The organism is Leucobacter sp. UT-8R-CII-1-4 (assembly GCF_030010235.1).
Classification (GTDB): domain Bacteria; phylum Actinomycetota; class Actinomycetes; order Actinomycetales; family Microbacteriaceae; genus Leucobacter.
This window is the reverse complement of the sequence record NZ_JASCRS010000006.1, coordinates 61,981-85,195: the sequence shown is the minus strand read 5'-3', so window position 1 is coordinate 85,195 and position 23,215 is coordinate 61,981. Positions and strand designations below refer to the sequence as shown.

The following is a 23,215-nucleotide window of genomic DNA, read 5'->3' as shown; positions in this document are numbered from 1 at the left end:
CGGTGAGCTTCAAGATGCGGGTACTGGTGTGGTCGCGTTTGGTTCGCGTTCCTATGATGCGGCATCTGGTTCGTGGATGGCTCCTGACGCGTGGCCTGGGTTGCTGGTGCAGCCGCAGTCGTTGAACAGGTATGCGTATGTGCTGGGGGATCCGGTGACGTTTGTTGATGTGGGCGGGTTTGCGGCTTCGGTTCCGAAGACAGTGTTGAACCCGTCAGCGTTGCTGAATCACTACACGCCTTCTGGCGGTGCAGGTACCTGGAACAGCAGCAATGCATTTGGTGACCGGGCGTTGACGGCAACTGGGCAGACCGTTGCTGCGGGTGCTGGAGGTAGTTCACCGAATACGGTGAGTCAAACAATTCTGCAGGACCGGCATGCGGACGCCGTGCGAGTGTGTACTTCGTTGCCGGCTAAGGCGAGTTGTGGGCCTAATCCGCTACAGCAGGCAATGCGAGATACCGCAAAATGGACGGGATGGACAGCACTCGGATTGGGTGTTGTTTCGATTGTCTCCGGTGCGATTGCAATGATTGTTGGCGGCCCCACTGCTCTCTCAGGCCTAGTTCCGGTTGCTGGTGAAGCAACGGTTCCTGTCGGAGGACTAGCGGTAATGGCTTTGACTGTTATCTCATTGGCTACCGGGGAACTAGCAACTGTGTTTGGTGCCGTTTCTGTAGTGTCGGGTTGCATCGGGTACTCCGGGGATAGCTTGTGCGCTGCGCAAGCTGTAACTGGAATTGTGGGGCTCGGGATTCCGGGGTTTGGCGGAGCAATTTTTGGAGTTGTTACAGGATTGCCCTACCTCGTCCCGAGCGCCGCAGGAGGGAGGAACTGACGATGGAAAGAAAAGTAAAGGTAAGAACCGTTGCAGGCGTTGTCCTTTTCATAGTCCTTATGACGGTGTTTTTAGGTTGGCTAACCTGGACACTTTACATAGCCCCCGATAGCAATGGATTGGAAAGCTCAGGCACAAATGCTTGGCCCTCAATTGTCGCTTTCTGGACGATTATGGTTAGCCTGCCTCTGCTCCTTCTGAATGCGCTTTTAGCAGGAATTTGGGGCAGCTTCCGTGTGCACAAATTAAGGCGTAGGTTTCCTGATGCTCTGGTTTTTCAATCACCGTTACCATTCAACTCAAGTTCCTTAGCAGGCATCTTGCTGCCTAGCTTTATCCCACGGCTCACGATGGGCTGCACGGTTGTGGCAAGAGAAGAAGCCCTGGAAATATGGTGGGGGCTCTTCGCGCGTAGATGTGGGAGCTTGCGGTGGAGCGACATTGATTCCATCTCAGCTGGAGAGACGGTTTCTAGGGGTAGCAGTCCAAACACGTTGCACTGGATACGTATTACGTCTCATCTTCTCCCCACTGAGTTAAAGGTCGCAGTCACCGATTCTGTCTGGCTCGCCCATCCCACTGCGGGGAAAGTTCGAGTGGCAAAGACGATCGATTCCCTTAATCTGCTTAGAGAAGGTAGGAAGACCTGGGTTGACAGGCACGAGTACAACAAACAGGAGTTCGTTGTACGGAACCAGTTCTGGGCACGACTGCTGCGAACTTTCTTTGTGTGGGGTCCTACTATTCTGGTTCTCTTTATTGGGTGGGCAAGCCTAGCTCTGACTGAGCAAAAGATTGGTGCGCTTGTTACCTGGATTCTTCTATTGAGCTTGGCGCTTGGGTTTTGCGCACAGGGCCTTTGTTCCATGCTCCGAACCAGGCTTTTGACGCGAAGAAGTCGAGAGAAAGTGGTGATTTCAATACTGGCTCCCAACGTAGGTTTCAGATTGCCGGGAAGGATTTTTCCTCTTGGTTACAACAGGGTCACATTCGGGGTTAACCTGGCCTTTGACGCTCAAGGAGTTTCTTTCTGGCAGGGCATTTTTGTTCGTCGATACGGCAGGGTTGGTTGGGAACAGATAGATTCAGTTTCGCTAAAGTCTGCTACACCAAACCTTTTCGGACCCCAACCCATACCAACGTTGGTGATCAATTCATCTGTCTGGGAAGGCGCGATAAGTTTGCCGGTTCTGGTGTCGCCTTGGACGTTTAGTGATTTCGCCTCAGAAGAGAAACTGACTGAAATTACCGAACAGATCGAAGCCTTGCGTTTCGATTGAGCCGCGATAACTGGGAAGTCTAAGTTGAGGCTTGTCGGAGAGTCCGATCTAGCCATGCGGAACGAGAAATCGAATTCAGCATTGGCCTGTGCGAACGGTCTTGATCTTTCCTGTGGAGTTACAGTTGCGACTACTCTGTTAGGCCCGGTCGGTCGACCAATTGCTGGCGCGGCAAAGGCGGTTGCTGCGGGTAGCTCAGTGACGGTCTACGGAACAAGAATGACGGTCGGCGTAGTGAACACTCACGTCGCTGCGGCTTCGGCAGTTGATGGTTGGGCAAAATATCTTGAGAACTAGGTGAACGTAGATATGGGAAAGTTTGTAAAGAAACGTCGACGGTCGACGGTTCTTTGGGGCAGCAGTTTCTTGTTGCTTGCTTGTATGGGAGTCGTCATTCCTGGTTTTCGCGTGCCTTTGTTCGCGTTGTGTGTTTTCCTTCTTACGCCCTATTTGCTTTGGTTCTTCGGGAGTTTACCTCTGCGTAGAAGTGTGAGGTTCGCTAGACAAAAGTACGGAGATGGGCTGGTCCTCCTAAGCTGTTATTTAGCAGATGGACAGCCTCAAGTTATTGAAATGCTTGGAGGGTATGTCGGCAACTGGCGGGTTAGATGGGTGCCGCTACCAGTGTTCATTAGTAGTAGTGGGGTCTCCTATTGGTCTGGATGGGGCCCTGGGAAAGCTCCTGCTGAGTTAATCTGCGTTCATCGAGAGAGTATTACTGGTGTTAGCGTCGAGACGCGGAGACTGCTGTTTGACGTTAGAACTACAACGATGATTACTTGTCGAGTTGATCATTGCGGCATGGTCTATGAGCTAAGTTTCTCGCCCTACGTCTGTGGGATGTTTAAACATTCCAGAAAGCAGATGTTTCTCCTCGAACGAGAAATTGAGCAGATTTTTGGTCTTTAGAAGACCTGAAAAGACAGGCCAGCGTGAATACGGCAATGACAATAGGTTTTGTTGATAATCGCACTGCTGATTGTTTATGCCCGTTTTGAAGCTTGACGCTGTTTGTCCGTTCCATCCACGCTGCATTTGGGAGGGAGTCACAATAGCTGTGAAGCGCAAGTGCGAGTCGGAGTGAGTCCGCTGAGCTGTGACGTGCTGATTGCTTCAATAGTTGAGGGATTTACAGTTTCTGTCTTTGTCGTTTCTGAAACTTTCGTTCTATGTGGATGAGTACGTGATTACTTGTCTTGAGTCGTTTCGTACTTGAAACAGTGATTGTGGTACCTGTTTCAAACTAGAACGCTGGCGCAGTTATTGAATACGCTCTGAGATTGGTGCGTGACCAACATCAGATCGCCTCAATCTCAAGCTTTGTTTCATGCTGGGCTATCTGCGCTCGTTCAGGGTTTACAGTCGCGGCAACTGCAGGGGGTTGCCGGTTTCGGGCAGCTTGATCCAACGCAAGAAATTGCACTTGGCTCCGTCGAGCAGCGCAACAACAGTTACGACCCAGCCGGAAGGCGCACGAGAGTATCCGGTGCCGAGAATGCGACCTTCGGGTATGACTGGCGAAACCAGCCGACCCGCACGACTGACAATGCCAGCAGCATAAAGACCACATATGACGGTCTTGGCCGCCCGGTGTCTCGCGAGACCGAACTTCTGGGTCTTGCAATAGGTCACCCCATAGCAATCGCTTCTGGGATTGTAATTGGTTATGTTGCAGCGCTTGGTAGCACCGCGATTGATTGCATAGCCGCGCTTGCAAGCCCAAAATGTGTAGTCGGTGCGATTGGAGCCGCAACAGGACCTTTTGCGACCATAATTACCAGTCTGCCTAAACACACAAATCTCGTGACAGTGGTCGTTAAAAACACGGCAAGCATCGTGGGGTATGAAACAACAGCACTCGGCTGGTTGATTACTTTCGGTGAATGGTACGAAGGGGAGTAGTGATGATCTTTTCGAAACCTAGTGGCGATGCCACGAAACGATATAAAGAGCGGCGTGTATTGGCGTTGATACCGTTTCTGACTTGCATGGTAGCTGTGGTGGCGATGAAGATGACGGAGAGCTTTGCAACCTCTTCGGAGCGTGGATGGGCTACGACGCGAATTATGATTCTGGCGTCAGCCGGCGTCGCCTTGCTTATATTCATAGTCGATATAAGCGCGACTCTATACAACTTTTCTTCTGTGAAACGACGAGTCGGCGAGAATCCTGTCTACTGCGTGGGAATCGCTATTGCTGATTGGAACCAAAATCATTTTGGAACGAGGGAGGCCTTCGACCACCTGAATTTTCTTCCATATACCTTCCTAATTGTGTCCGAGCAGGCACTTGAATTTCGAACAGGTTATTCCGGGGACACCGAGGTGAAGCTTTCTATTCCGTACAAAGTGATTGAGGAAATCGAGGTTGTTCGGGTGAGCTCAGTGATGAGTACCGGTCCCGGCCTCAGAATTGACACCCAAGAGAACAATCTTGACTTGCAGTTGTTTCCGCTTCTCAGTTTTGGGTCTATTCATTCGACAAAGCGCACCGCGAAACGTGTGGCCGAACAGATTCGCGGTCGTCTGAATGAGGCAACGTAGTAGGTCGAATTACTTCAATGCGCAAGCACCCCACAATATCTTGGCCGGAGAGAGTGGGCCTGCTTTGAGGTATTCGGAAACCCTTTGGTGGGAGGAAACAATTTCATGGTGAAACATCGAATCATCAGAAAGTGCATATCCAATGAGTAACGAAGAAGCTTGGCCGACATGGACCCCTAAGGAAGGGATCTTGATTGAAGGGCTCGACGATTGGACTGACGTTTCATGGGCCACGAATTATGTGAGAACGCCTGTTCCTCAGTCTTTTTGGCGACCAGCTACTATCGGCTTGATCGCAGAGATGTTGGTGGAAGGGCTAATCATTCCCGGAGATTTACGAGGCGGGGAGCATTGCCCTTGGGGATGCTCCACGGGTGACGCGATAGCGCGGATCACCTCCGAATGGATCAATACTCAGTGGCCGCATGAAGTACCGTATCCAGGTGCAATTGTCTGGTTTGCAAACACCGAAGCGGGTAACGAGATCGCTCGCGCTGCGCTTGCCCGCGAGGGCATCAGCGAGTAAACATTGGGTACCTTTCTGCGGGTGAATAAGCGGATTCTTGACGCTTGATTCGCATTTCTGGCTGCTGGGTATTAGCGATACTCTCAGCGTCGTTCTTTGAGAAGGCTCTAGGCCTTAGCAATGAATATGGTGACCGGGCATTGACGGCAACTGGGCAGACCGTTGCTGCGGGTGCTGGCAGCAGTTCGCCGAATACGGTGAGCCAAACAATTCTGCAGGACCGGCATGCGGACGCCGTACGGCAGAGTGCGGCCTTGGGTCGCACTAGTTGTCCTAGCGCTGTTTGTTGCTGCGCTTTCTGGGGTTGCCTACGCCGCGCTGGTTTCGTTCTTTGCTTTGGAAGTCGCCAACACTGCTGAGCGGGAACTGGGGAATGGCGCGAAGATGGCAAATGCTCGGCTGATCGCGGCCAGAGAATCTTTCAACCAGCAGATGGAGGCATTCACGAGCGAGGATGAGGCTTTGAAAGCTGAAGGGTATCAACCCACTAACACGAAGGGGCTTTATTGGCGGGATGGAACCATAGAGGTTGCCGGAGATAATGCTTTTTGCGAGGGGGACTCAGACTGCACGTTGAGTGCATTCCGAACCAATAGTTTCACTGAGTGCCTGAACGGGGTCACGATTGACATTCAGACGGAAACAGGGGAAGTCATGTCGGGTGTCACGGAAAGTCTGCCGCGCAATGGAGGGGTGGACATCGAGCTTGCCTGGTTGGGTACATCGGACAAGTCTTGGGTAACCAGGATGGAATGTCGCTAAACGCTGGCCAAAGATAATTCAGCACCGGCACACAAATAGGGGCGCACCGAGGGAATCCTCAGTGCGCCCTTACAACCGTGAGAACGGAGCGCTAGTTTGCCTCGTACTGGCGCGCCTGGCCGGTCACCCCGGCGAAACGGAACGGAGCATTGGTGACCCGCTCGGTCTCATAATCGGTTGCGCTGGAACGCTCGGTAGCGTGCAGCGCACGGTAAGCCTCAATCGTGATGGTCTCGCGGGCATCAAGCACCGCAGAGAATCGAGCCGAAGCCTCGGCATCAAAATAGCCGGGCTGCACGATACCGGTGAGCGCCTCGCTCACACTGCCCGAGCCGTAGCTCAGCAGTGCGACACGCTTACCAGCGAGTTCGCTGTCATGGTGCAGCAGCGCCGCAAGACCAGCGAAGAGCGAAGCCGTGTACGAGTTACCGAGACGACGGTTGTACAGAGTGCCATTGGCAAGCCCGGTATCACGAGCGTTCTCGGTTTTTTCCTCACCTGGCAGGGCAAGATCCAACGCAGAATTTGTCACCTTCGCGAGGTGCGCCTGCGCCTTCTTCGCCATCTTGGTGAATGGCTGATGGTACAGAATACGATCAACATCTTCGATCGCTGGACCACCCTGAGCCTGTAGGTCGTTCCACGCGCCGGTCATGGCATCGAGGTACGCCGACATCGAAAGATGACCATCAACTACCGCGGTAGTCGAGTCGTTTGGTCGCCAGAAATCATCAATGTCTGCCGTGAACACGCCAGCAGCCGGCTCAATTGCGAGCAGAGCTGGATCGGCCGAAACAAGCATGGCAACGGCGCCTGCGCCCTGAGTCGGCTCACCAGGGCTATCAAGCTGATAACGTGCAACATCGCTTGCGATCACAAGCACACGCTCATTCGGGTTGCGCGCAACAATGCCAAGAGCAGCCTGAAGCGCAGCAGTACCCGCGTAGCAGGCCTGCTTCATCTCAACCACACGAATCTCGCTTGGCAAGCCGAGCAGACTCTGTACCGGCACTGCAGCAGCCTTCGACTGGTCGACGCCCGACTCGGTTGCGAGCATGATGGTGCGCAGGCCGGTTACGCCATTGCGCTCAATGATCTGTTTGGCTGCGGCTGCCGCCATCGTGACGATGTCTTCGTCAGGAGCCGGGAAGCTGAACTGATCCTGGCCAAGACCAAATCGAAACTTTGCTGGCTCAATTCCGTAGGCATTCGCCAGATCCTCAAGCTCCACCGCGTAGTGCGTAGTGGTGATTGCAAGATCGTGAATGCCAATCGAGGTGGCCGCAGTCGAACCGGTCATGCGCTCGGCTTGTCCTTTCGCTCCATAAGAATGTGGGTAGCCATAAGCTCACCCGGGTTAGTCTGCGCTGCGAGCAGTGAAAGCTCACCGCAGAGCACCGTGGCAGCCATCAACGCTGCCAGGCGGCGGGAGTTTTCGCCGGGTTCACGCTCTTGACGACACCCCAACTTCTCAAGCGCGTCATTCACGTGCGAGAGATGCTTTCCGTTACCTACAGTACCAACGATGAGGTGAGGCAACGTGCATGAGAAGTACAAACCTTCAGGTCGTTCTTCGGCGTAGGTGATGCCTTGCGAGCCCTCAACAATGTTTGCCGCGTCTTGCCCGGTCGACAGGTAGAACGCCAGCAGCATGTTTGCGTAGTGCGCATTGGCTGAACGCAGGGCGCCAGCAATTGTGCTGCCGACCAGGTTCTTACGAATAACGAGATCAACGATTTCGCGAGTGGTGGCGCGCAGGCGGCGCTCGACCATCTCATGCGGAATCAGAATCTCGGCAACCACGTTCTTACCGCGGCCGAGAATGCCGTTGACCGCAGTTGCCTTCTTGTCTGAGCAGAAATTGCCAGAGACTGAGCCATATTCGAGGCCAAGGTTCCACGACAAAATCGTTTGCATCAGCTTGTCTGAAGCATTCGTAACCATGTTGTGGCCAGACGCATCACCGGTCTTGTACGCGAAACGCACAAAGAGAAGATTGCCGACAACCTCAGGGTGAATCTCGATCAGGCGTGCGTGCCTGCTGCCTGCAGCAACAACCTCAGCCAGCTCATCAAAACGCGACTGGATCACGCTCGCGCCATGCTCAGCAATCACGGCACCCGGGGTGACGAACAGCACCGAGCGGGTCATGCGTTCGTCAACGACTACGGTACGAATACCGCCCTCGATTTCGCGAGAAATTGAGGCGCCGCGACCAACAGAGGGCCAGAGTGGAGTCTCATAGGTGGCCAAAGGCACAGAGATCTCCGCGTAGGGTGCGTCTGGCGAAACGGCGTCGCCGCTCACGCGCAATGGACCAACCCATCGCGTTGGCACTTCAGTTGCGAAGGTTCCGGCGGTGCTCACAGCATCAAACTCCTGGTATCTACGATTCTGATTAAAAACTTGGGGCTAGACAGTCGACGAACGGCGTGCCAGCGCGGGAAGATCGATACCCCGTAGCTGACAGTACTCTGCGAGGCGTCCCCTCACGAGTATGTCTGTCGAGGTGAGTTCAGCAGGATTGTGCGCGCCAAGGAGCGCGAGGATCGCCGTGATCTGCTCCTGCCACTGACGAATCAGCGGAACAAGCGCCTCAGCGCCACCTGCCTGCACCGTCTCAAGGAAGGTGCCAGCGACACCAACCGCGCGAGCACCAGCGGCAAGAGACTTCACAACGTCGAAGGGATTGCGCACCCCGCCCGAAGCGAGAAGCTGGGGGCCGTTCTCTGGCGCATCAAGCAGACACGCCATCGCCGACTGGCCGAAGCCCGACATAATCGAAAAGTCGGCCTGTGCTTCGGTGCGGCGAGCATTCTCGATACGCAAAAAGTCTGTGCCGCCAGTGCCGCTAACGTCTGCGATGGTGGCGCCCAGGTCACGAATGCTTTCGAGAGTGCGCCGGCTCAACCCAAAACCCACCTCTTTGACAATCACCGGAACAGGCGAAGCAGCGATCAGGGTTTCAAGCGAGTGCTGCCAACTGCCGAAGTCGCGGCTGCCCTCGGGCATCACAGTTTCTTGCACAGAGTTCACGTGCACCTGCAGTGCATCTGCGTGCAGCAACTCGACAGCGCGCACCGCGTCGTTCGCCGGGCGACCGACACCCACATTCGCCATCACAAAACCGTGCGGGTTTTCTTCACGAATAACGGTGAATGCGCGTTGGATCACACGGTCTTCAGGAGCATCGAGGGCAATCGAAACCGAGCCGCAAGCGATCGGCAGACCCGTTTCGCGGGCAGCAATCGCAAGCTCACGATTGATGATTCCCGTTTGCTCCGTGCCGCCGGTCATGCCGTTCACGTAGAACGGGTTCTGCCACTGCCAGTTCTCAACCGACACCGACAAGTCAACGTCGGCAGCATCAATGCCGCCCAGCGCGTGGTGCAGAAAATCTACATCATCAAAGTCGCGACGGTGTGGCGTGTCAGCGCGCTGTGATTGTGCGAGCGCAACATGATCGTCTTTGCGTGCCGCCCGAACGGACGGAAGTTCAACGGTCATTTTCGGCCCCTTTTCGAGTCGCTGCCGACCCCGCCACTTCGAGATCGAGGTGGGTAATCCCGTACTGCTCCCATGCTCGAAGGATACTCGGGATATCGTTTTCCGGCTTGGCAAGCGCAATTCCGCAATCTCCGCCGCCAGCGCCAGAAGACTTCGCAGCAGCACCGTACTGCTCGGCAATGCTGCACAGTGCGCCAAGAGTGTCTGTTTCGATGACGATGCCGCGATCCTCGGAAAGGCGATGCAGCAGTGCGCGTGATGCGCGAATAATCGCGAAGAGCTCCTCGGCAGAAGCTCCCGAATCAAGCGCCTCAGCGAAACTCAATGCGAGTTCTTTGCTCTGAGAGAGGAAAGCCCGTCGCAGCGCGTCATGATCGCCTGATTTCGGCGAGGCAGAAACGCTGTCAACGAGTTGCTCCGTGGAAGCGGGCGATCCTGTCCACCCGACGAGCAGACTCGCGCCGTTTGGCGCCGGCAGCTCACGGATTTCGCAGGCCTGCCACAGTTCGCTCTCAAAGGCAGAAAGAATGCCGAGGGCCTCGCGCTGTGAGCGCAAAGCCACCCGATCCGGTGAGCAATAAAACACCCACCCACCAAATGTGCTGGCGGCAAGGTCGCCGCCAGAAGCGCGCGGTGAAACCTCAATGGTGGCAAGCAACGCCAATTTGAATCGTTCGTAGCGGCTTAAACCGAGTTCATAGAGTCGATCAAGGGCGGCAATCGTGGCGACAGTTACCGCTGCAGAGGAGCCAAGACCATACTTGCGACCGTCTTCTTCGTCGAGTTCGCTCTCGATCTGAATCTCGAAGTGCCGCGCAACCACACCTCGTGCGGCACGCAACTCATCGATGACCGTGATGGCAGCCTGCACATGAGGGCTTGTTGCCAGCGCCACCGGGGTGGCGCTCTCAAACAAACGAACACGCAGATATCGGTCGACAGCAACGAGCACGGCTGGCTGGCCGGGCTCAACTACCGCATACTCACCGACAATGAAGAGTTTGCCGGGAGCGCTGGCCTCGATCAAGCCGTAGCCTCCAGCGACGGATCAATCGGGTTTGGAATGAGCGTCGCGCCTGCGCCAGCGCCCACAATACGAACCGTGCCGTACTGCTCAAGCGCATCGGCAACAGCCTGAGCGTCTTCCGGCCGCGAAATCACAGCGACATTTGGTCCGGCGTCGGCTGTCGAATACGCTTCGATCCCGGCCTCGCGGAGGGCAACAACGGCATCAAAAATGGCAACGCTTGTTGGCAGCAGGTATCTGATCGGTGGATCGGCAGACTGAATGAGCGCGTGCATGCGCAACGCATGCATCTCAGTAATGCGACCAATGCGTGAGAAGTCTTGATCGCGGCACGCCTCAAGCATGGCGGCAAGAGTCTGCTCCGTTGATTCAACCCAAGCAGGGTAGAACGGCGAGGTGAGGGCAGTGCGGCGCATCGCGGTGCGGCTCGAAATTGCTTTCTGCCGTGCGTCAACGGTCACAATGATCATGCTCATCTCGGGAGCGGTCACCGGCTCGGCGAACGAAGTTTCGTCGCCGTCACCTGCGTGCCAGACGCTAATGCCGTCAACAAGGGAGCGCGCTGCTGAGCCCGAGCCTCGGCGTGCGAGACGGCTCAGGGCTGCCCGATCAAGATCAAGGCCATACGCGGCAGCAGCGGCCACAGCAAGAGCTGCAAAGCCTGAGGCCGAAGAAGCAAGCCCGGCTCCGGTGGGCGCCTCGTTTATCGAGGTCACCGCGGCGTGCTGCGCTGAACCCGCGAGTTCACGCACAAGTGAAAGAAACTTGGTGACCCGGGCGAGCGAATCACCGCTCTGCGCGACCCCATTGAGCGAAAACACGTCTTCGCTTGCCCCATCTAGCAACTCAACCGTAGTGGTGGTTGCGAAGGCGTCGAGAGTGAGGGAGAGGCTGCCCGCAGCGGGTAGCATCAGCGTTTCATCGCGCTTTCCCCAGTACTTCACGAGTGCGATGTTGGGATAAGCGCGGGCAGTTGCGTTACTCATGCGGTTGGCACCGTCGCAGTCCACGTGCGGGTCGCACCAGCATCACGCAGCGCACTGCCGAGCTGCTCGGCATGATCAGCCGAGTGTGCGAGCGCAATAATGCACCCGCCAAGACCGCCGCCGGTGAGTTTTGCACCGAGCGCGCCAGCTTCATTCGCAGCAAGCACGAGACCATCGAGAGTCGCCGAACTTACGCCAATCGCCTGCAGCATGTCGTGTGCATCGCGCATCCGTGCGCCAATAGCAAAACGATCACCGCGTGCGAGATCTTCGATTGCGCCCTCGGCAATTTCTGCGAGATGCGACATGTAGCGATCCATCGCCTGAGGGTTTTGTTCGCGTCGAACCCGCACAGCACCAACTGCTTCGGCAGTCGATCCAGCGAGACCCGAGTCTGCGAGAACAAAACTGAGGGGAGCGCCGATTCGCACAGGCGAAACAGCGCCAAAGTCGAAACGAATTGCGCCGTCAGAGGTCACCGCACGAGCATCAAGCCCGCTCGGGTTACCGTGTGCCACTCGCTCAGCCTGCTGAACGATGTCGTACAGTCCAGCTGTGGTGAGCTGCACGCCAGCCCAATTGGTGACCGCACGCGCGACAGCTGCGGCGACTGCGGCACTAGAACCAAGACCCCGCGAGTGCGGAATCGCACTCAAAATCTGTACCCGGATCGCGGCATTCTGGGCCCCGCTATATGCGAGGGCCGCGTGAATCGCGGTCACGATCGGCTGCAGCTTCGCCGGTGCGGCTGCTGCCTCGCCTGAGAACAGCTCGCTCTCAATACGCAAGCCATCGGCTGCCGAGTCAACGCGGGCCTCGGCGGCCAGCTCGTGAATCGGTACTGCGATCGCCGGTGCGCCGTATACAACGGCGTGCTCGCCAAAGAGGATGGCCTTTGCGTGTGCCGATCCTTCAAACTGAGGGAGCTGGGTATTGCGAGAGCCGCTCGCTGCTTCCCCATCTAGGGGAAGGCGGATCGGAAGGGTGCTCGTCATGCGGATCCGTTTCGCTCTGCCTGTTCTAGTGTTCATCAGAGGTCGCGGGCTGCCGCAACCGTTCGGGCCGTGACCCTAATAGCTTCCAACATTCTAATCACCTGCTGATACCTATTCTGGGATCGTATTCAGCGAGGCGCGAACGAGGCCTGTAAATCTGCCGAGTCATGGTGCAATAGAAGACATGGGAATCCGGGCGCGTGAGACAGCTTCAATGCTGCATGTCGATATGGATTCTTTCTTTGTCTCGGTTGAGCTTTTGGACGCTCCCGAGCTCCGTGGATTACCTACAGCTGTGGCCCATGACACCGCGAGATCTGTGGTTTCTAGCGCAAGCTACGAGGCTCGGCGTTTCGGAGTTCGCTCTGCCATGCCGATTGGCCGAGCGAAACAGTTATGCCCGCAACTGGTGCTGATCGATCCGCATTTTGAAAAATATCGGGCGGCTTCGAAAGCTGTCATGGAAATTTTTCAGGAATTTACGCCTCTTGTTGAACCGCTCAGCATCGACGAAGCATTTTTAGATGTCGCTGGATCAGTCAAACTTTTTGGCCCGCCACGCGAAATCGCTGAGAAATTGCGAGCCACGATTCGCGAGCGCACGGGATTGCCTGCCTCAGTTGGACTCGCCGGGACCAAACACGTAGCAAAACTTGCTTCGCAGCGCGCGAAACCAGACGGACTTCTTGAAATCGCGCCAGACCAGACCCTGCGGTTTTTGCACGATCTGCCAGTCGAAGCTATTTGGGGTGTTGGAGGAGCCACCGCAAAAACTCTGCACGGGCGCGCGATACACACTGTCGGTGATCTTGCAGTCGAACCAATCGATAGCCTGCGAAGAATCGTTGGCAATGCGAGCGCTGCGAAGCTTCACGAGCTGGCCAACGGGCGCGACGCTCGCGAGGTCGAAACTACTCGCGTGGAAAAAAGCATCGGACACGAAGAAACCTTCGCTGTCGATGAGACCTCTCGTGCCACCCTTGAGCGAGAACTGTTGAGGCTCGCTACCAGGACGGGGGAGCGGCTTCGCGCACAAACGCTTGAGGCGCGAACCATTGCGATCAAGGTGCGCTACAACGACTTCGAGACGGTCACGCGATCAAAAACCCTGAGTGAAGCAACAAACGCCACCCAGCGCATCTACCAGACCGCACGCGCGCTATTCGCCTCACTCGGTGCCAGCTACGATGGCGGGCCGGTGCGGCCGGTGCGCTTGATCGGGGTGCGTGCCGAGCAATTGGGTGTCGAGGGCAGCGACCCGGCGGGTCTTTGGAGCGAAGATGAAGAGTGGCGAGCGCTCGATCAAGCTGTTGACGAAGTGAAGGGACGATTTGGTCGCGGCGGCCTCACCTCGGCGCGACTGCTCGCTCCACGACAGGACGTGGTGGATCCACGTTCGCTCGAAACTCCCTAGCCGTTCTCTGTATCTTCTGGCTCTTCTGCGGCCTCTTCAGACATACGCAAAATCGAATCCAGGATCGCGGCCAGCCAGTCGTAGACGAGCACAGTGCCGCGAGTCTCATCAGAGGCGAGTAGGTGCACCTGGTCGCCCTCTGCATTCAAGCCAATCCTGGCGGCAATTGCGATCCGCAGTGCAGTGAGGGTGCGAACCCAGGCAGACATCGACCTGGCAGTGATATCCACCTCGATAATGCGTTCGCCGTCGATGTCTGGCGCATTGCCGAGCCCCAGCGCACTAGAAACATCAAGCGCGTCTTGCATTTTGCGATTGACGAGGCCCTGTTCATTCAATCGACGAAATGCCGAAGCCTCAGCTTCGTCTTCGAACGCATCGGGAAACAGCCTTGCGAGAGCGGGGTCTTCCGGCAACGAATCAGAACCACCCACCTCAAGACTGGCAAAGAGCGGATCAGGATCGAGCGTGGTTTGGCTGTGGCTTTGCAGCAGGTCAATCAGCTGGCTGACGAGACCGTCAAGCAGTTGAGCCTCATCAAACTCAAGACGCAGCTTCAGAATGCCGCCGGGAAGGGGGAGAAGCCTCACTCTGTTCCTGCCTGTCGAACGGTCGCCCAAAGACCATAGCCGTGCATCGCCTCAACGTGCATTTCCATCGCTTCGCGAGACCCCTCTGCGACCACCGCGCTACCCTGCTCATGTACCTGAAGCATGAGCGATTCGGCCCGATGCTGCGAGAAACCAAAGTGGCTGCGAAATACGTAACTGACATACGACATAAGGTTCACCGGATCATCCCAGACAATTGTCTGCCAAGGCCGTTCGGCGAGAAGCTGCGAATTTGTGCCGAGTGCCGCATCTTGTTGAGGTGAAGACAGTTGTGCCATGGTCAATTCCTTAACCCCAGCCCAACTCATGGATGCGTGCCTCGCTGATGCCATAAAAATGTGCAATCTCATGCACCAGGGTGATTCTGATTTCTGAGACCAACTCATCATGGTCAGCGCAGTGCGCGAGCAAATTCTCGCGGTACAAGATAATGCGGTCGGGCTCTTCGCCATAGCCGTACACATCTCGTTCAGCGAGGGAAAAGCCCTCGTATACCCCGAGCACATCGCCCCCGTCTGCAGGGTGATCCTCGACCAAAAAAATCACATTGTCGAGCTCGCGAAGCATGTCTTCATGCAAAGTATCGAGGCTCTCTCCAACAAGAATCTCGAAATCTTCGTGTGACACGCTGAGCATGCCCTCAGCCTAACAAGACGACATGTTGCTCGGTAGTTCAAATGGCGATTGTGTTAGACCAGCAATTGAGCCTCAACCTTGCCCATGATGTCGATGTACATGCCGCCAATAATCAGATAAATAAGGCCGATAAACATGGCGTATGTGAAGGTGAAGCCGAGGCAAGCACGCACATTCGCCCAGTTACTGAAGTGAGTCACGATCTTCTTGGTGAAACTGACCGGATGTTTCAGATCCCAACTATTCACTCGCAGGTAGCGACCGAGATACATGCCGAGGCCGAGGAGCAGCAGCACAATGCCGACGGCGATCCATGACTCTTTTCTGGTGACCGCGCTAAAGGTGTCGCCAAAGGCAATCAGTGCAGCCATGACATGCACAACCAAAACATTCATCACTGTGTTCACCACGCCAGACATCGCCAGCGTGATGACGAGGATGATGTCGTACCAAAGTGGCACCCTGTCATCATCGGAGCGGTGCGAAAAGTTCAGCTCAGTAATGAGGTAGCTGGCGTTTGGCAGAAGCAGCAGCCAGATAGCCAGTACCGGGATCCAGATTGCAGGGGCAGGAATCACGCCGAATTGCGCGACGATCGCACCCATAAGAAACCCCGCGAGCAGAAAGAATAGCGGGAGCACCGAGAGAAAGATGTTCCAGAGCATTGGGCGATAAAGCGGCACACGAAAGACGAACGCGCGTGCCAAAACGAGGCAGATCGCATACAAATTCAAGCCGACAACGCCCAAAATAAAGAACATATGTCTTAACCTAGCCGCCGCGCCGCGCCAACGGCGAGTCGCGATTCGACTCGCATGCCTGGAATGGGTTATGATCGTGGGGTTGCCTAATGAGCTCCGGCTCAGCGGGTTAGCATGGTGGGCATAGCTCAGTTGGTAGAGCACCGGCTTGTGGTGCCGGTGGTCGCGGGTTCAAGTCCCGTTGTCCACCCTGAGAAAATGACCCCGGCTTTTGGTCGGGGTCATTTTAGTCTCGATCCGGTGGATCGACTGTAGCGGTTGCACGCTCACCCCGCATGTCTTGATGAAGTTGCGCATCGACATGGAATAACACCACCTCTCTTGGTGTTACTGGCATAGGTTTCCGTTCTTGGCAAGAACGAACCCCTTTTGCCCCAAATCTATTGTGCTCGCTTGTCTGTGAGCGCTAAAGTAGACCGTTTCACTCGTGAATTACTCATGGAAGGCGCACTGTGGCTCTTTTACGACTCACTCTTCACCATGCCAAGCCCTATTGGGTGTGGGTAGTCGCCGTTGTTGTATTGCAGTTTCTTTCAACAATGGCTTCGCTCAAGCTGCCCAGCCTGAACGCAGAAATTATCGACAAGGGTATTACCCTCGGCGATATTGACTTTATTTGGAGCACCGGTGGCGTCATGCTGCTGGTCTCATTCGGCCAGCTCCTCGCTGCTGTGCTCGCGGTGTACTGCGGTGCACGCGTAGCAATGTCGGTCGGTCGCGACCTCCGACGAGAGGTCTACCGCAAGGTCGACTCGCTCTCGACTCTAGAGGCCACCAAATTTGGTGCCGGCACCCTGATTACCCGCGGCACCAACGATGTGCAGCAGGTGCAGATGCTCGTGCTGATGACCATGAACTTTATGATCTCGGCACCAATCATGATGGTTGGTGGCGTAGTTATGGCGCTGCAAGAAGACGCAGGCATGTCATGGCTGGTCTGGGCTTCGGTCTCGATCCTTGCCGTGATCGTTGGTTTCCTCGTCTGGCTGCTGCTGCCTCTCTTCCGCCAGATGCAGGGACGCGTTGACGACATCAACAGCGTGCTGCGCGAACAGATCATGGGAATTCGAGTGGTTCGTGCCTTCGTGCGTGAGCCATTCGAAGAAGAACGCTACGCCGTCGCAAACAAAAACATCACCAATATCTCGGTTCGGGTAGGCAACGTCTTCGTGCTGATGTTCCCCGTGATCATGATGGTGCTGCACTTTGCAACCGCCGCTGTGCTCTGGGTCGGTGGCCATCGCGTTGATGCCGGTGACATTCAGATCGGTTCGCTCACCGCGTTCCTGGCTTACCTGCTGCAGATTCTGATCGCGGTAATGATGGGCGTCTTCATGGTGATGATGATCCCGCGCGCTGTAGTTTGTGCTGAGCGAATTCGTGAGCTGCTCGACACTGAATCAACATTGAAGTTCCCGGCCACCGAAAAGGTAGAGACACCGTTCAATGGTCGGATCGAATTCGACGGAGTGACCTTCGGTTTCCCCGGCGCTGAACTGCCAGTTATCAAGAACATGAGCTTCGTCGCGGAGCCAGGAAAAACCACGGCGATTATTGGTTCGACCGGCTCGGGTAAAACCACGCTGCTCGGACTGATACTCAGGCTCTTCGACCCTCAAGAGGGAAGCGTCACCGTCGACGGTGTGCCGATGTCTGCGCTCACACGTAGCCAGCTTGCCGCGACTATGGGACTTGTGCCACAGCGCGCATACCTCTTCGGCGGCACTATCGCCTCGAATCTGCGCTTTGGCAAGGCAGACGCGAGCGATGAAGAGCTGTGGGAAGCGCTTCGCGTTGCACAGGGTGAGTCTTTCGTGCGCGAAAAAGAGAAGGGGCTCGACGAACCCGTCTCGCAGGGTGGCACCAGCGTTTCAGGCGGCCAGCGTCAGCGGCTCTCGATCGCCCGCGCGCTCGTCGCGAAGCCACGCGTCTACCTCTTCGACGACTCGTTCTCGGCACTAGACGTCGCAACAGATGCGCGCCTCAGAGCCGCACTCCCAGAAGCAACCGCCGGAGCCACCACGATTATTGTGGCTCAGCGCGTTTCAACGATCACCGACGCCGACCAGATTCTCGTAATAGAAGACGGTGAATTGGTTGGTCGCGGCACGCATCACGAACTGCTCGAAAGCAACAGTGTGTACCAAGAAATTGTTCGATCCCAGCTGACTGAATCGGAGGTGGCGTAATGGCTAGGCGCAAGCAAGCAAAAAACGAAGTGTCTGTAGACACCGAAGAATTTGAACTGCCAGACGACTTCGCTCCCGATCTTGATGACTGGTCGGGAAGCCAGCCCACCCGAAAAGCGAAAAACTTTTGGGGCTCGGCAAAACGACTGATCGGCCTGCTCGCACCCGAAAAGGTGCTATTCGGCTTCGTCACTCTGCTCGTTATCGGTTCCGTAGTTCTCACCGTGATCGCGCCAAAGGTGCTCGGTCAGGCAATGGACGTAATCTTCAACGGAATTCTCGGCGCACAGCTGCCAGCTGGAGCCAAAAAAGAAGACATCGTCGCAAGTTTGCGAGCGCAAGGGGAGACCCAGTTCGCTGACATGTTGCAAGGTTCGAACGCTATTCCCGGACAGGGGATCGACTTCGAAAAGCTCGGCTGGCTGATCCTTGTCGTGCTCGCGCTTTACCTCGTTGCTTCTTTCCTGATGTGGTTGCAGGGATACCTGCTGAACGGCCTCGTGATGCGCGTCGTTTACAACCTGCGCAAGAGCATCGAAGAAAAGATCAATCGCCTGCCGCTGTCGTACTTCGACAGCCGTCAGCGAGGTGACGTGCTCTCGCGCGTGACCAACGATGTCGACAACATTCAGCAGGCGCTGCAGCAAGCGTTCTCGCAGCTGGTGCAGTCAGTGCTGACCATTATCGGTATCGGCGCCATGATGTTCTGGGTCTCCTGGCAGCTCGGTTTGATCGCTCTGCTCGCGTTGCCGCTATCGGGCGTGGTCGTCGCAATTGTCGGCGTGCGCGCGCAGAAGCTCTTCAAAGCACAGTGGAAGCGCACAGGCGACCTGAACGGCCACATTGAGGAATCGTTCACCGGTCACGAACTCATTCGTGTGTTCAACCGCGATACCGAGATGACCGAACTCTTTGATGAGCGCAACGAAGGTCTCTACGACGCATCGTTCAAGGCGCAGGCGCTCTCGGGCGCGATGATGCCAGCGATGCAGTTTGTGCAGTACCTCACCTACGTGCTGATTGCTGTCGTCGGCGCCTTGCGCGTCACCGCCGGGCAGATGACGCTCGGTGACGTCACCGCGTTTATTCAGTACTCGCGCGAGTTTGCGCAGCCAATTGGCGAAGTCGCCGGCATGGCAAACATGCTGCAGTCTGGCGTTGCCTCGGCAGAGCGTACCTTCGAACTGCTTGATGCTGACGAACAAGAACCAGACACCGTTTCGGAGAAACTCGGTGACCGGGCAACCGGACTCGTCGAGTTCGACAGCGTGGCATTCAGCTACGACCCTGAAACGCCGCTGATCGAGGACCTGTCGCTCAAGGTATTGCCAGGGCAAACTGTGGCGATTGTTGGCCCAACCGGTGCCGGCAAAACCACTCTGGTAAACCTGATCATGCGCTTCTACGAGTTGCAAGGCGGCAAGATCATGCTCGACGGTGTAGACATCACGCACCTCTCGCGGGCAGATCTGCGCGGTCACGTCGGCATGGTGCTTCAGGATGCCTGGCTCTTCGGCGGAACGATTCGCGAAAACATTCGTTACGGACGACTGGACGCTACCGATGAAGAAGTTACCGAGGCGGCGAAGGCCACCATGGTTGACCGCTTCGTTCGGCAGCTGCCAGAGGGATACGACACTGTCATCGAAGAGAACGCATCGTCGCTCTCTGCTGGTGAGCGTCAGCTGCTCACGATTGCGCGTGCATTCATTGCGAACCCATCGCTACTGATTCTCGACGAGGCAACCTCTTCGGTTGATACCCGCACCGAGGTGCTCGTGCAGCAGGCTATGCGTGCACTGCGTGCAGACCGCACCTCGTTCGTGATTGCGCACCGTCTCTCGACGATTCGTGACGCAGACGCGATCCTGATGATGGAAAGCGGTCGTATCGTCGAGCAGGGCTCGCACGAAGAGCTGCTGGCTCGCCGTGGCGCCTACTACGACCTGTATCAGTCGCAGTTCAAGGGCGCGGCTACGGAAGAGGAAGCGGCAGACGCTGCTTTCGAGCCTGCCGTGCCAGGTGCTGCCCAGGTGGCGTCTGGCGACGCGCCGAGCGCAGAGGCCCCGAATTCAGAACAGGCTACCGAATAGGGTAAGCTCGTTAAGGCCCCTCATGTGGCGCTATCTTTGGAAACTCCCCCAGGCTGGAAACAGAGCAAGGGTACCGGAGCTCTAGCGGGTGCATGAGGGGTCTTTTCGTTCCCTCACACAACCGGAGCGATAACACACAGCGTTGAGCGTACTAGGGGAGTTTGATCCCCGTAGTGTCCACACTTCGAGCGCGGTCACGCTTGCTGACCCCGAAGCTTATCGCCGCGAGTACGAGGCCAGCGGCGGCAAGGGCTATACCAGCCCAGCCGGGGGCGAGGTAGCCAAGACCAGCCGCGATTACCACGCCGCCGATCCACGCACCGAGCGCGTTCGCGACGTTAAACGCAGCATGCGTAATCGCAGAGCCCATCAGCTCAGCCTCGCGCGCCATACGAATGAACCTGGTCTGCACCGCCGGAGTGAGCGCCGAGAACCAGAAACCAACCACGAAGACAGAAATGAACAGCCCAACTGGTGTGTGCGCCACGAACACATACACCGTGAGCGCCACGATCAAGGCAGAGAACGCCCCGATAATGGCGAACTTGGTGTTCCGATCGGCAGCCCAGCCGCCGAAGAAAGTGCCGATGGTCATTCCGATACCAATCACCGAGAGTACCCAAGGAATCGCGCCAGCGGGCAAGTCGGCAACCCTGGTGACCACCTCAGCGATGTACGAATAGACCGCAAAGAACCCGCCAAAACCGATCGAGGCCAGCAAGATCATGATCCAGACTCGGAAGTTTGCAAAGCCTGAGATACTGCGAAGTGGGCTAAGTGTCGGGTCGCCAGCTACCTTCGGCAGGTAGCGCAGCGAGAGTACCAGGGTGAGCACAAAGAGCAGTGCCACGAGTGCGTAGGCCCAGCGCCAGCCAAGCTGCTGGCCGATCATGGTGGCGAGCGGCACCCCCAGAATGTTTGCGATCGGCAGACCAGACATTGCAATCGCGATGCCCTTGCCCTGATTGCCTGGCCCCATCAAACGGCCTGCCAAGAGCGCCGAAGCGCCGAAGAAAGTGGCGTGCGGCAGCCCCGCGAGCAGCCTGGCTACCGCAAGCGTCTCAAATGTTGGCGCGAGCGCCGAGGCAATCGAACCAAGCACGAAAGCACCAAGCAGCCAGTACACGAGAGTGGTTTGTGAGGCGCGCGCTGCCAGTGCTGTGATGACGGGAGCGCCAATCACCACGCCGAGCGCATAGAGCGAAATGATGATCCCCGCTTGCGAAATGCCCTGTGCGGGGTTCGCGGTGAAACCTGGCAGCAGATCCTCGGCAATGTTGGGCAACACACCCATCGTGGCGAACTCAGTGACGCCTATCGCAAAACCGCCGAGGGCGAGCGTAAAGAGCGCCATGCGGCGACGGTGTGGGGTGAGTGGCTGCACGCTTGGCTCCAGTTACGAGTCGGTAGGCGTTGGATCGCCGGGCGGCGAGACGGGTGAATACTCGGCGCTTTCGTCGGGTTGCACGAGCTGCTTGCGGTTGGGCTTAATCTCACTCACCAGCACACCAGTAATAATTAGGGCCGCACCGACAAAGGCAAACCATGGCAGCTGATCGCCGGCAATCGCGCCAATCACACCAGCCCAGACTGGTTCTGCCGAATAGATGATGGTTGCTCTCGTGGCGCTGACGTGTCGCTGCGCCCAGTTCATGGTGAGCTGAATGAGCATGCTGGCAAGACCGAGTGCTACCGCAGGAATCAGCCAACGCAAGTCGAACTCTGGCGCTGTCTCACCCGTCAACGGCATCGCGAGAAACGCAAAACCACTCGTTGCCAGCAGTTGCACGACAGTCACACGCCGAAACTCGACACGTTTTGAAGCGAAGGCGCTGATCAGAATGACCTCGACAGCGCAGGCTACCGCCGCAGCGACGGTGGCCCACTCGCCAAAACCAAAATTGAAGCCTGCTGCACCCGGGCCGCCGAGCACAATGAGGCCGGCAAATGCGAGCCCGGCGCCAATCAGGCTCATTTTGCCGGGAGGCTTGCGCAAAAATGCCCATTGCATCAGCGGAACGAGTGGCACGTAGAAGGCCGTGATAAAGCCCGACATGCTGCTTGAAATGGTTTGCAAACCGATGGTCTGCAACCCATAACCCAGCGCGAGGGCGGCACCAATTGCAACACCGGCGCCAAGTTCGAGCAGGGTGATCCCACGTAGCCATCGCCAGAAAATGGCGGCAGCAGCGAGCCCAGCCACCAAAAAGCGCATGCCGACGAAGAACATGGGGCCGGAGAAGTTCATCGCCGTGTGAATGACGAGGAAGGTGCTGCCCCACAGCACAGTGATGCCTATCAGGGCAAGTTCATGCTGAGAAAGTCGAAAACCACCAGTCGGTGCTGTTGTTGCTGTGCTCACTCGCGGAAATGCGGTTACGAGAGTGCGCGGTTACGCAGTGCCGTCGACGAACGGCGCGTACACGTCGCTCGCCTCGGCTGCGAGTGCTTCAGCGCTTGGCTTATCTGGTCCGGGCTGGGCAACCAGGACAGCGTTGCGGAAGTAGGCAAGCTCTTGGATCGATTCAGCGATGTCGGCGAGTGCACGATGACCGCCACGCTTTGCAGGTGCCGCAAAAAACGCTGCCGGGTACCACTGGCGCGAAAGCTCTTTAATGGTCGACACGTCGACACTGCGGTAGTGCAGCTTCTCTTCGAGCAGCGGCATGTACTTCGACATGAAGCGGCGATCCATGCCAATAGTGTTGCCCGCGACCAGGGGGCGACGACCAGGCATCACATGTTTCGCCAAATATTCGATCACCTGCTGTTCGGCCTCTGCGACCGAGACTCCGTGCTCGATCTTTGGCAGAAGCCCCGAGCTCTCGTGCATACCCCGAACAAAGTCGTTCATCTGTGCAAGAGCTTCGGCGCCGGGATTAATCACGACCTCGAAACCAGGGTGCAACGGCTTCAACTCGAAGTCGGTCACAATGACGGCAATTTCGCACAGACCGTCGTTGTCAACGTCGAGTCCAGTCATCTCGCAGTCGATCCAGACCAGTTGGGGGGCTGGGGTATTCGACATGAGGCTCCTAACACAGGTG

The 23,215-nt window shown here is 56.7% G+C and carries 23 protein-coding genes, 1 tRNA gene and 1 other RNA gene; 12 read left to right on the top strand and 13 right to left on the bottom strand.

The genetic code is table 11. The annotated features are described in order from the left end of the window. From QBL02_RS13775 to QBL02_RS13745, 7 genes are all read left to right on the top strand, one after another. On the top strand, window positions 1-838 hold an 838-nt coding region (locus QBL02_RS13775), incomplete at its 5' end, for an RHS repeat-associated core domain-containing protein (RefSeq protein WP_282727016.1). 596 nt (window positions 839-1,434) lie between these two features. Further along, window positions 1,435-2,118, top strand: coding sequence for a hypothetical protein (locus QBL02_RS13770; protein ID WP_282727015.1), 684 nt, complete (start codon window positions 1,435-1,437; stop codon window positions 2,116-2,118). Between the two features lie 54 nt (window positions 2,119-2,172). Next, on the top strand, window positions 2,173-2,415 hold the full coding sequence (locus QBL02_RS13765) for a hypothetical protein (RefSeq protein WP_282727014.1): 243 nt from the start codon (window positions 2,173-2,175) through the stop codon (window positions 2,413-2,415). Window positions 2,416-3,405: 990 nt separating this feature from the next. Continuing rightward, window positions 3,406-4,020, top strand: a complete 615-nt coding sequence (locus tag QBL02_RS13760; RefSeq protein ID WP_282727013.1) for a hypothetical protein — start codon at window positions 3,406-3,408, stop codon at window positions 4,018-4,020. A 2-nt stretch (window positions 4,021-4,022) separates the two neighbouring features. Next, window positions 4,023-4,661 (top strand): hypothetical protein, encoded by a 639-nt coding sequence (locus QBL02_RS13755; protein ID WP_282727012.1) that lies wholly within the window; start codon window positions 4,023-4,025, stop codon window positions 4,659-4,661. A gap of 142 nt (window positions 4,662-4,803) precedes the next feature. After that, window positions 4,804-5,187, top strand: a complete 384-nt coding sequence (locus QBL02_RS13750) for a hypothetical protein (protein WP_282727011.1) — start codon at window positions 4,804-4,806, stop codon at window positions 5,185-5,187. Window positions 5,188-5,412: 225 nt separating this feature from the next. Further along, window positions 5,413-5,949, top strand: coding sequence for a hypothetical protein (locus tag QBL02_RS13745; RefSeq protein ID WP_282727010.1), 537 nt, complete (start codon window positions 5,413-5,415; stop codon window positions 5,947-5,949). A gap of 91 nt (window positions 5,950-6,040) precedes the next feature. On the opposite strand, the gene QBL02_RS13740 is transcribed toward QBL02_RS13745, so the two are convergent. Genes QBL02_RS13740 through mvk form a run of 6 tightly spaced genes read right to left on the bottom strand, consistent with a single transcriptional unit; the run spans window position 6,041 to window position 12,464 of the window. Next, on the bottom strand, window positions 6,041-7,249 hold the full coding sequence (locus QBL02_RS13740) for a hydroxymethylglutaryl-CoA synthase (protein ID WP_282727009.1): 1,209 nt from the start codon (window positions 7,247-7,249) through the stop codon (window positions 6,041-6,043). Further along, window positions 7,246-8,316, bottom strand: a complete 1,071-nt coding sequence (locus QBL02_RS13735; RefSeq protein WP_282727008.1) for a hydroxymethylglutaryl-CoA reductase — start codon at window positions 8,314-8,316, stop codon at window positions 7,246-7,248. The genes QBL02_RS13740 and QBL02_RS13735 overlap by 4 nt, the downstream gene beginning before the upstream one ends. A gap of 45 nt (window positions 8,317-8,361) precedes the next feature. Beyond that, window positions 8,362-9,456: a type 2 isopentenyl-diphosphate Delta-isomerase gene (gene fni / locus QBL02_RS13730; protein ID WP_282727007.1), complete on the bottom strand. Its 1,095-nt coding sequence runs from the start codon at window positions 9,454-9,456 to the stop codon at window positions 8,362-8,364. Then, on the bottom strand, window positions 9,446-10,483 hold the full coding sequence (locus tag QBL02_RS13725) for a phosphomevalonate kinase (protein WP_282727006.1): 1,038 nt from the start codon (window positions 10,481-10,483) through the stop codon (window positions 9,446-9,448). Before QBL02_RS13725 ends, fni begins: the two co-directional genes overlap by 11 nt. Next, the gene (mvaD, locus tag QBL02_RS13720; RefSeq protein ID WP_282727005.1) at window positions 10,480-11,469 is read right to left on the bottom strand and encodes a diphosphomevalonate decarboxylase; all 990 of its coding nucleotides are present in this window, start codon (window positions 11,467-11,469) and stop codon (window positions 10,480-10,482) included. The genes QBL02_RS13725 and mvaD overlap by 4 nt, the downstream gene beginning before the upstream one ends. After that, complete coding sequence (gene mvk, locus QBL02_RS13715; RefSeq protein ID WP_282727004.1) at window positions 11,466-12,464, bottom strand: mevalonate kinase; 999 nt, start codon at window positions 12,462-12,464, stop codon at window positions 11,466-11,468. Before mvk ends, mvaD begins: the two co-directional genes overlap by 4 nt. A gap of 184 nt (window positions 12,465-12,648) precedes the next feature. Between mvk and dinB the strand changes: the two genes are divergently transcribed. Then, the gene (gene dinB / locus QBL02_RS13710) at window positions 12,649-13,878 is read left to right on the top strand and encodes a DNA polymerase IV (RefSeq protein WP_282727003.1); all 1,230 of its coding nucleotides are present in this window, start codon (window positions 12,649-12,651) and stop codon (window positions 13,876-13,878) included. Here the strand turns inward: dinB and QBL02_RS13705 are convergent. Genes QBL02_RS13705 through QBL02_RS13690 form a run of 4 tightly spaced genes read right to left on the bottom strand, consistent with a single transcriptional unit; the run spans window position 13,875 to window position 15,886 of the window. Further along, the gene (locus QBL02_RS13705) at window positions 13,875-14,468 is read right to left on the bottom strand and encodes a DUF2017 family protein (RefSeq protein WP_282727002.1); all 594 of its coding nucleotides are present in this window, start codon (window positions 14,466-14,468) and stop codon (window positions 13,875-13,877) included. The two genes, dinB and QBL02_RS13705, sit on opposite strands and share 4 nt — an antisense overlap. Beyond that, on the bottom strand, window positions 14,465-14,767 hold the full coding sequence (gene clpS / locus QBL02_RS13700; protein ID WP_282727001.1) for an ATP-dependent Clp protease adapter ClpS: 303 nt from the start codon (window positions 14,765-14,767) through the stop codon (window positions 14,465-14,467). Before clpS ends, QBL02_RS13705 begins: the two co-directional genes overlap by 4 nt. A 10-nt stretch (window positions 14,768-14,777) precedes the next feature. Next, window positions 14,778-15,125, bottom strand: a complete 348-nt coding sequence (locus QBL02_RS13695) for a metallopeptidase family protein (RefSeq protein ID WP_282727000.1) — start codon at window positions 15,123-15,125, stop codon at window positions 14,778-14,780. A gap of 53 nt (window positions 15,126-15,178) precedes the next feature. Next, window positions 15,179-15,886 carry a DUF1361 domain-containing protein gene (locus QBL02_RS13690; protein WP_282726999.1) on the bottom strand — a complete coding sequence of 236 codons (708 nt, stop codon included), beginning with the start codon at window positions 15,884-15,886 and terminating at the stop codon, window positions 15,179-15,181. 117 nt (window positions 15,887-16,003) lie between these two features. Here QBL02_RS13690 and QBL02_RS13685 point away from each other — a divergent pair. From QBL02_RS13685 to ffs, 4 genes are all read left to right on the top strand, one after another. Next, window positions 16,004-16,076 (top strand) — tRNA-His (locus QBL02_RS13685). A 262-nt stretch (window positions 16,077-16,338) separates the two neighbouring features. Next, window positions 16,339-18,075, top strand: a complete 1,737-nt coding sequence (locus tag QBL02_RS13680) for an ABC transporter ATP-binding protein (RefSeq protein ID WP_282726997.1) — start codon at window positions 16,339-16,341, stop codon at window positions 18,073-18,075. Next, window positions 18,075-20,168: an ABC transporter ATP-binding protein gene (locus tag QBL02_RS13675; protein ID WP_282726996.1), complete on the top strand. Its 2,094-nt coding sequence runs from the start codon at window positions 18,075-18,077 to the stop codon at window positions 20,166-20,168. Before QBL02_RS13680 ends, QBL02_RS13675 begins: the two co-directional genes overlap by 1 nt. 11 nt (window positions 20,169-20,179) lie before the next feature. After that, window positions 20,180-20,276, top strand: an RNA gene (ffs, locus tag QBL02_RS13670) — signal recognition particle sRNA small type. 43 nt (window positions 20,277-20,319) lie between these two features. Here the strand turns inward: ffs and QBL02_RS13665 are convergent. The 3 genes from QBL02_RS13665 to orn are packed head-to-tail and all read right to left on the bottom strand — an operon-like array spanning window position 20,320 to window position 23,196. Next, on the bottom strand, window positions 20,320-21,552 hold the full coding sequence (locus QBL02_RS13665) for an MFS transporter (RefSeq protein WP_282726995.1): 1,233 nt from the start codon (window positions 21,550-21,552) through the stop codon (window positions 20,320-20,322). Window positions 21,553-21,564: 12 nt separating this feature from the next. Next, on the bottom strand, window positions 21,565-22,530 hold the full coding sequence (locus QBL02_RS13660; RefSeq protein WP_282726994.1) for a DMT family transporter: 966 nt from the start codon (window positions 22,528-22,530) through the stop codon (window positions 21,565-21,567). A 30-nt stretch (window positions 22,531-22,560) separates the two neighbouring features. Continuing rightward, window positions 22,561-23,196: an oligoribonuclease gene (orn, locus tag QBL02_RS13655; RefSeq protein ID WP_282726993.1), complete on the bottom strand. Its 636-nt coding sequence runs from the start codon at window positions 23,194-23,196 to the stop codon at window positions 22,561-22,563. Between the last annotated feature and the right edge of the window lie 19 nt (window positions 23,197-23,215).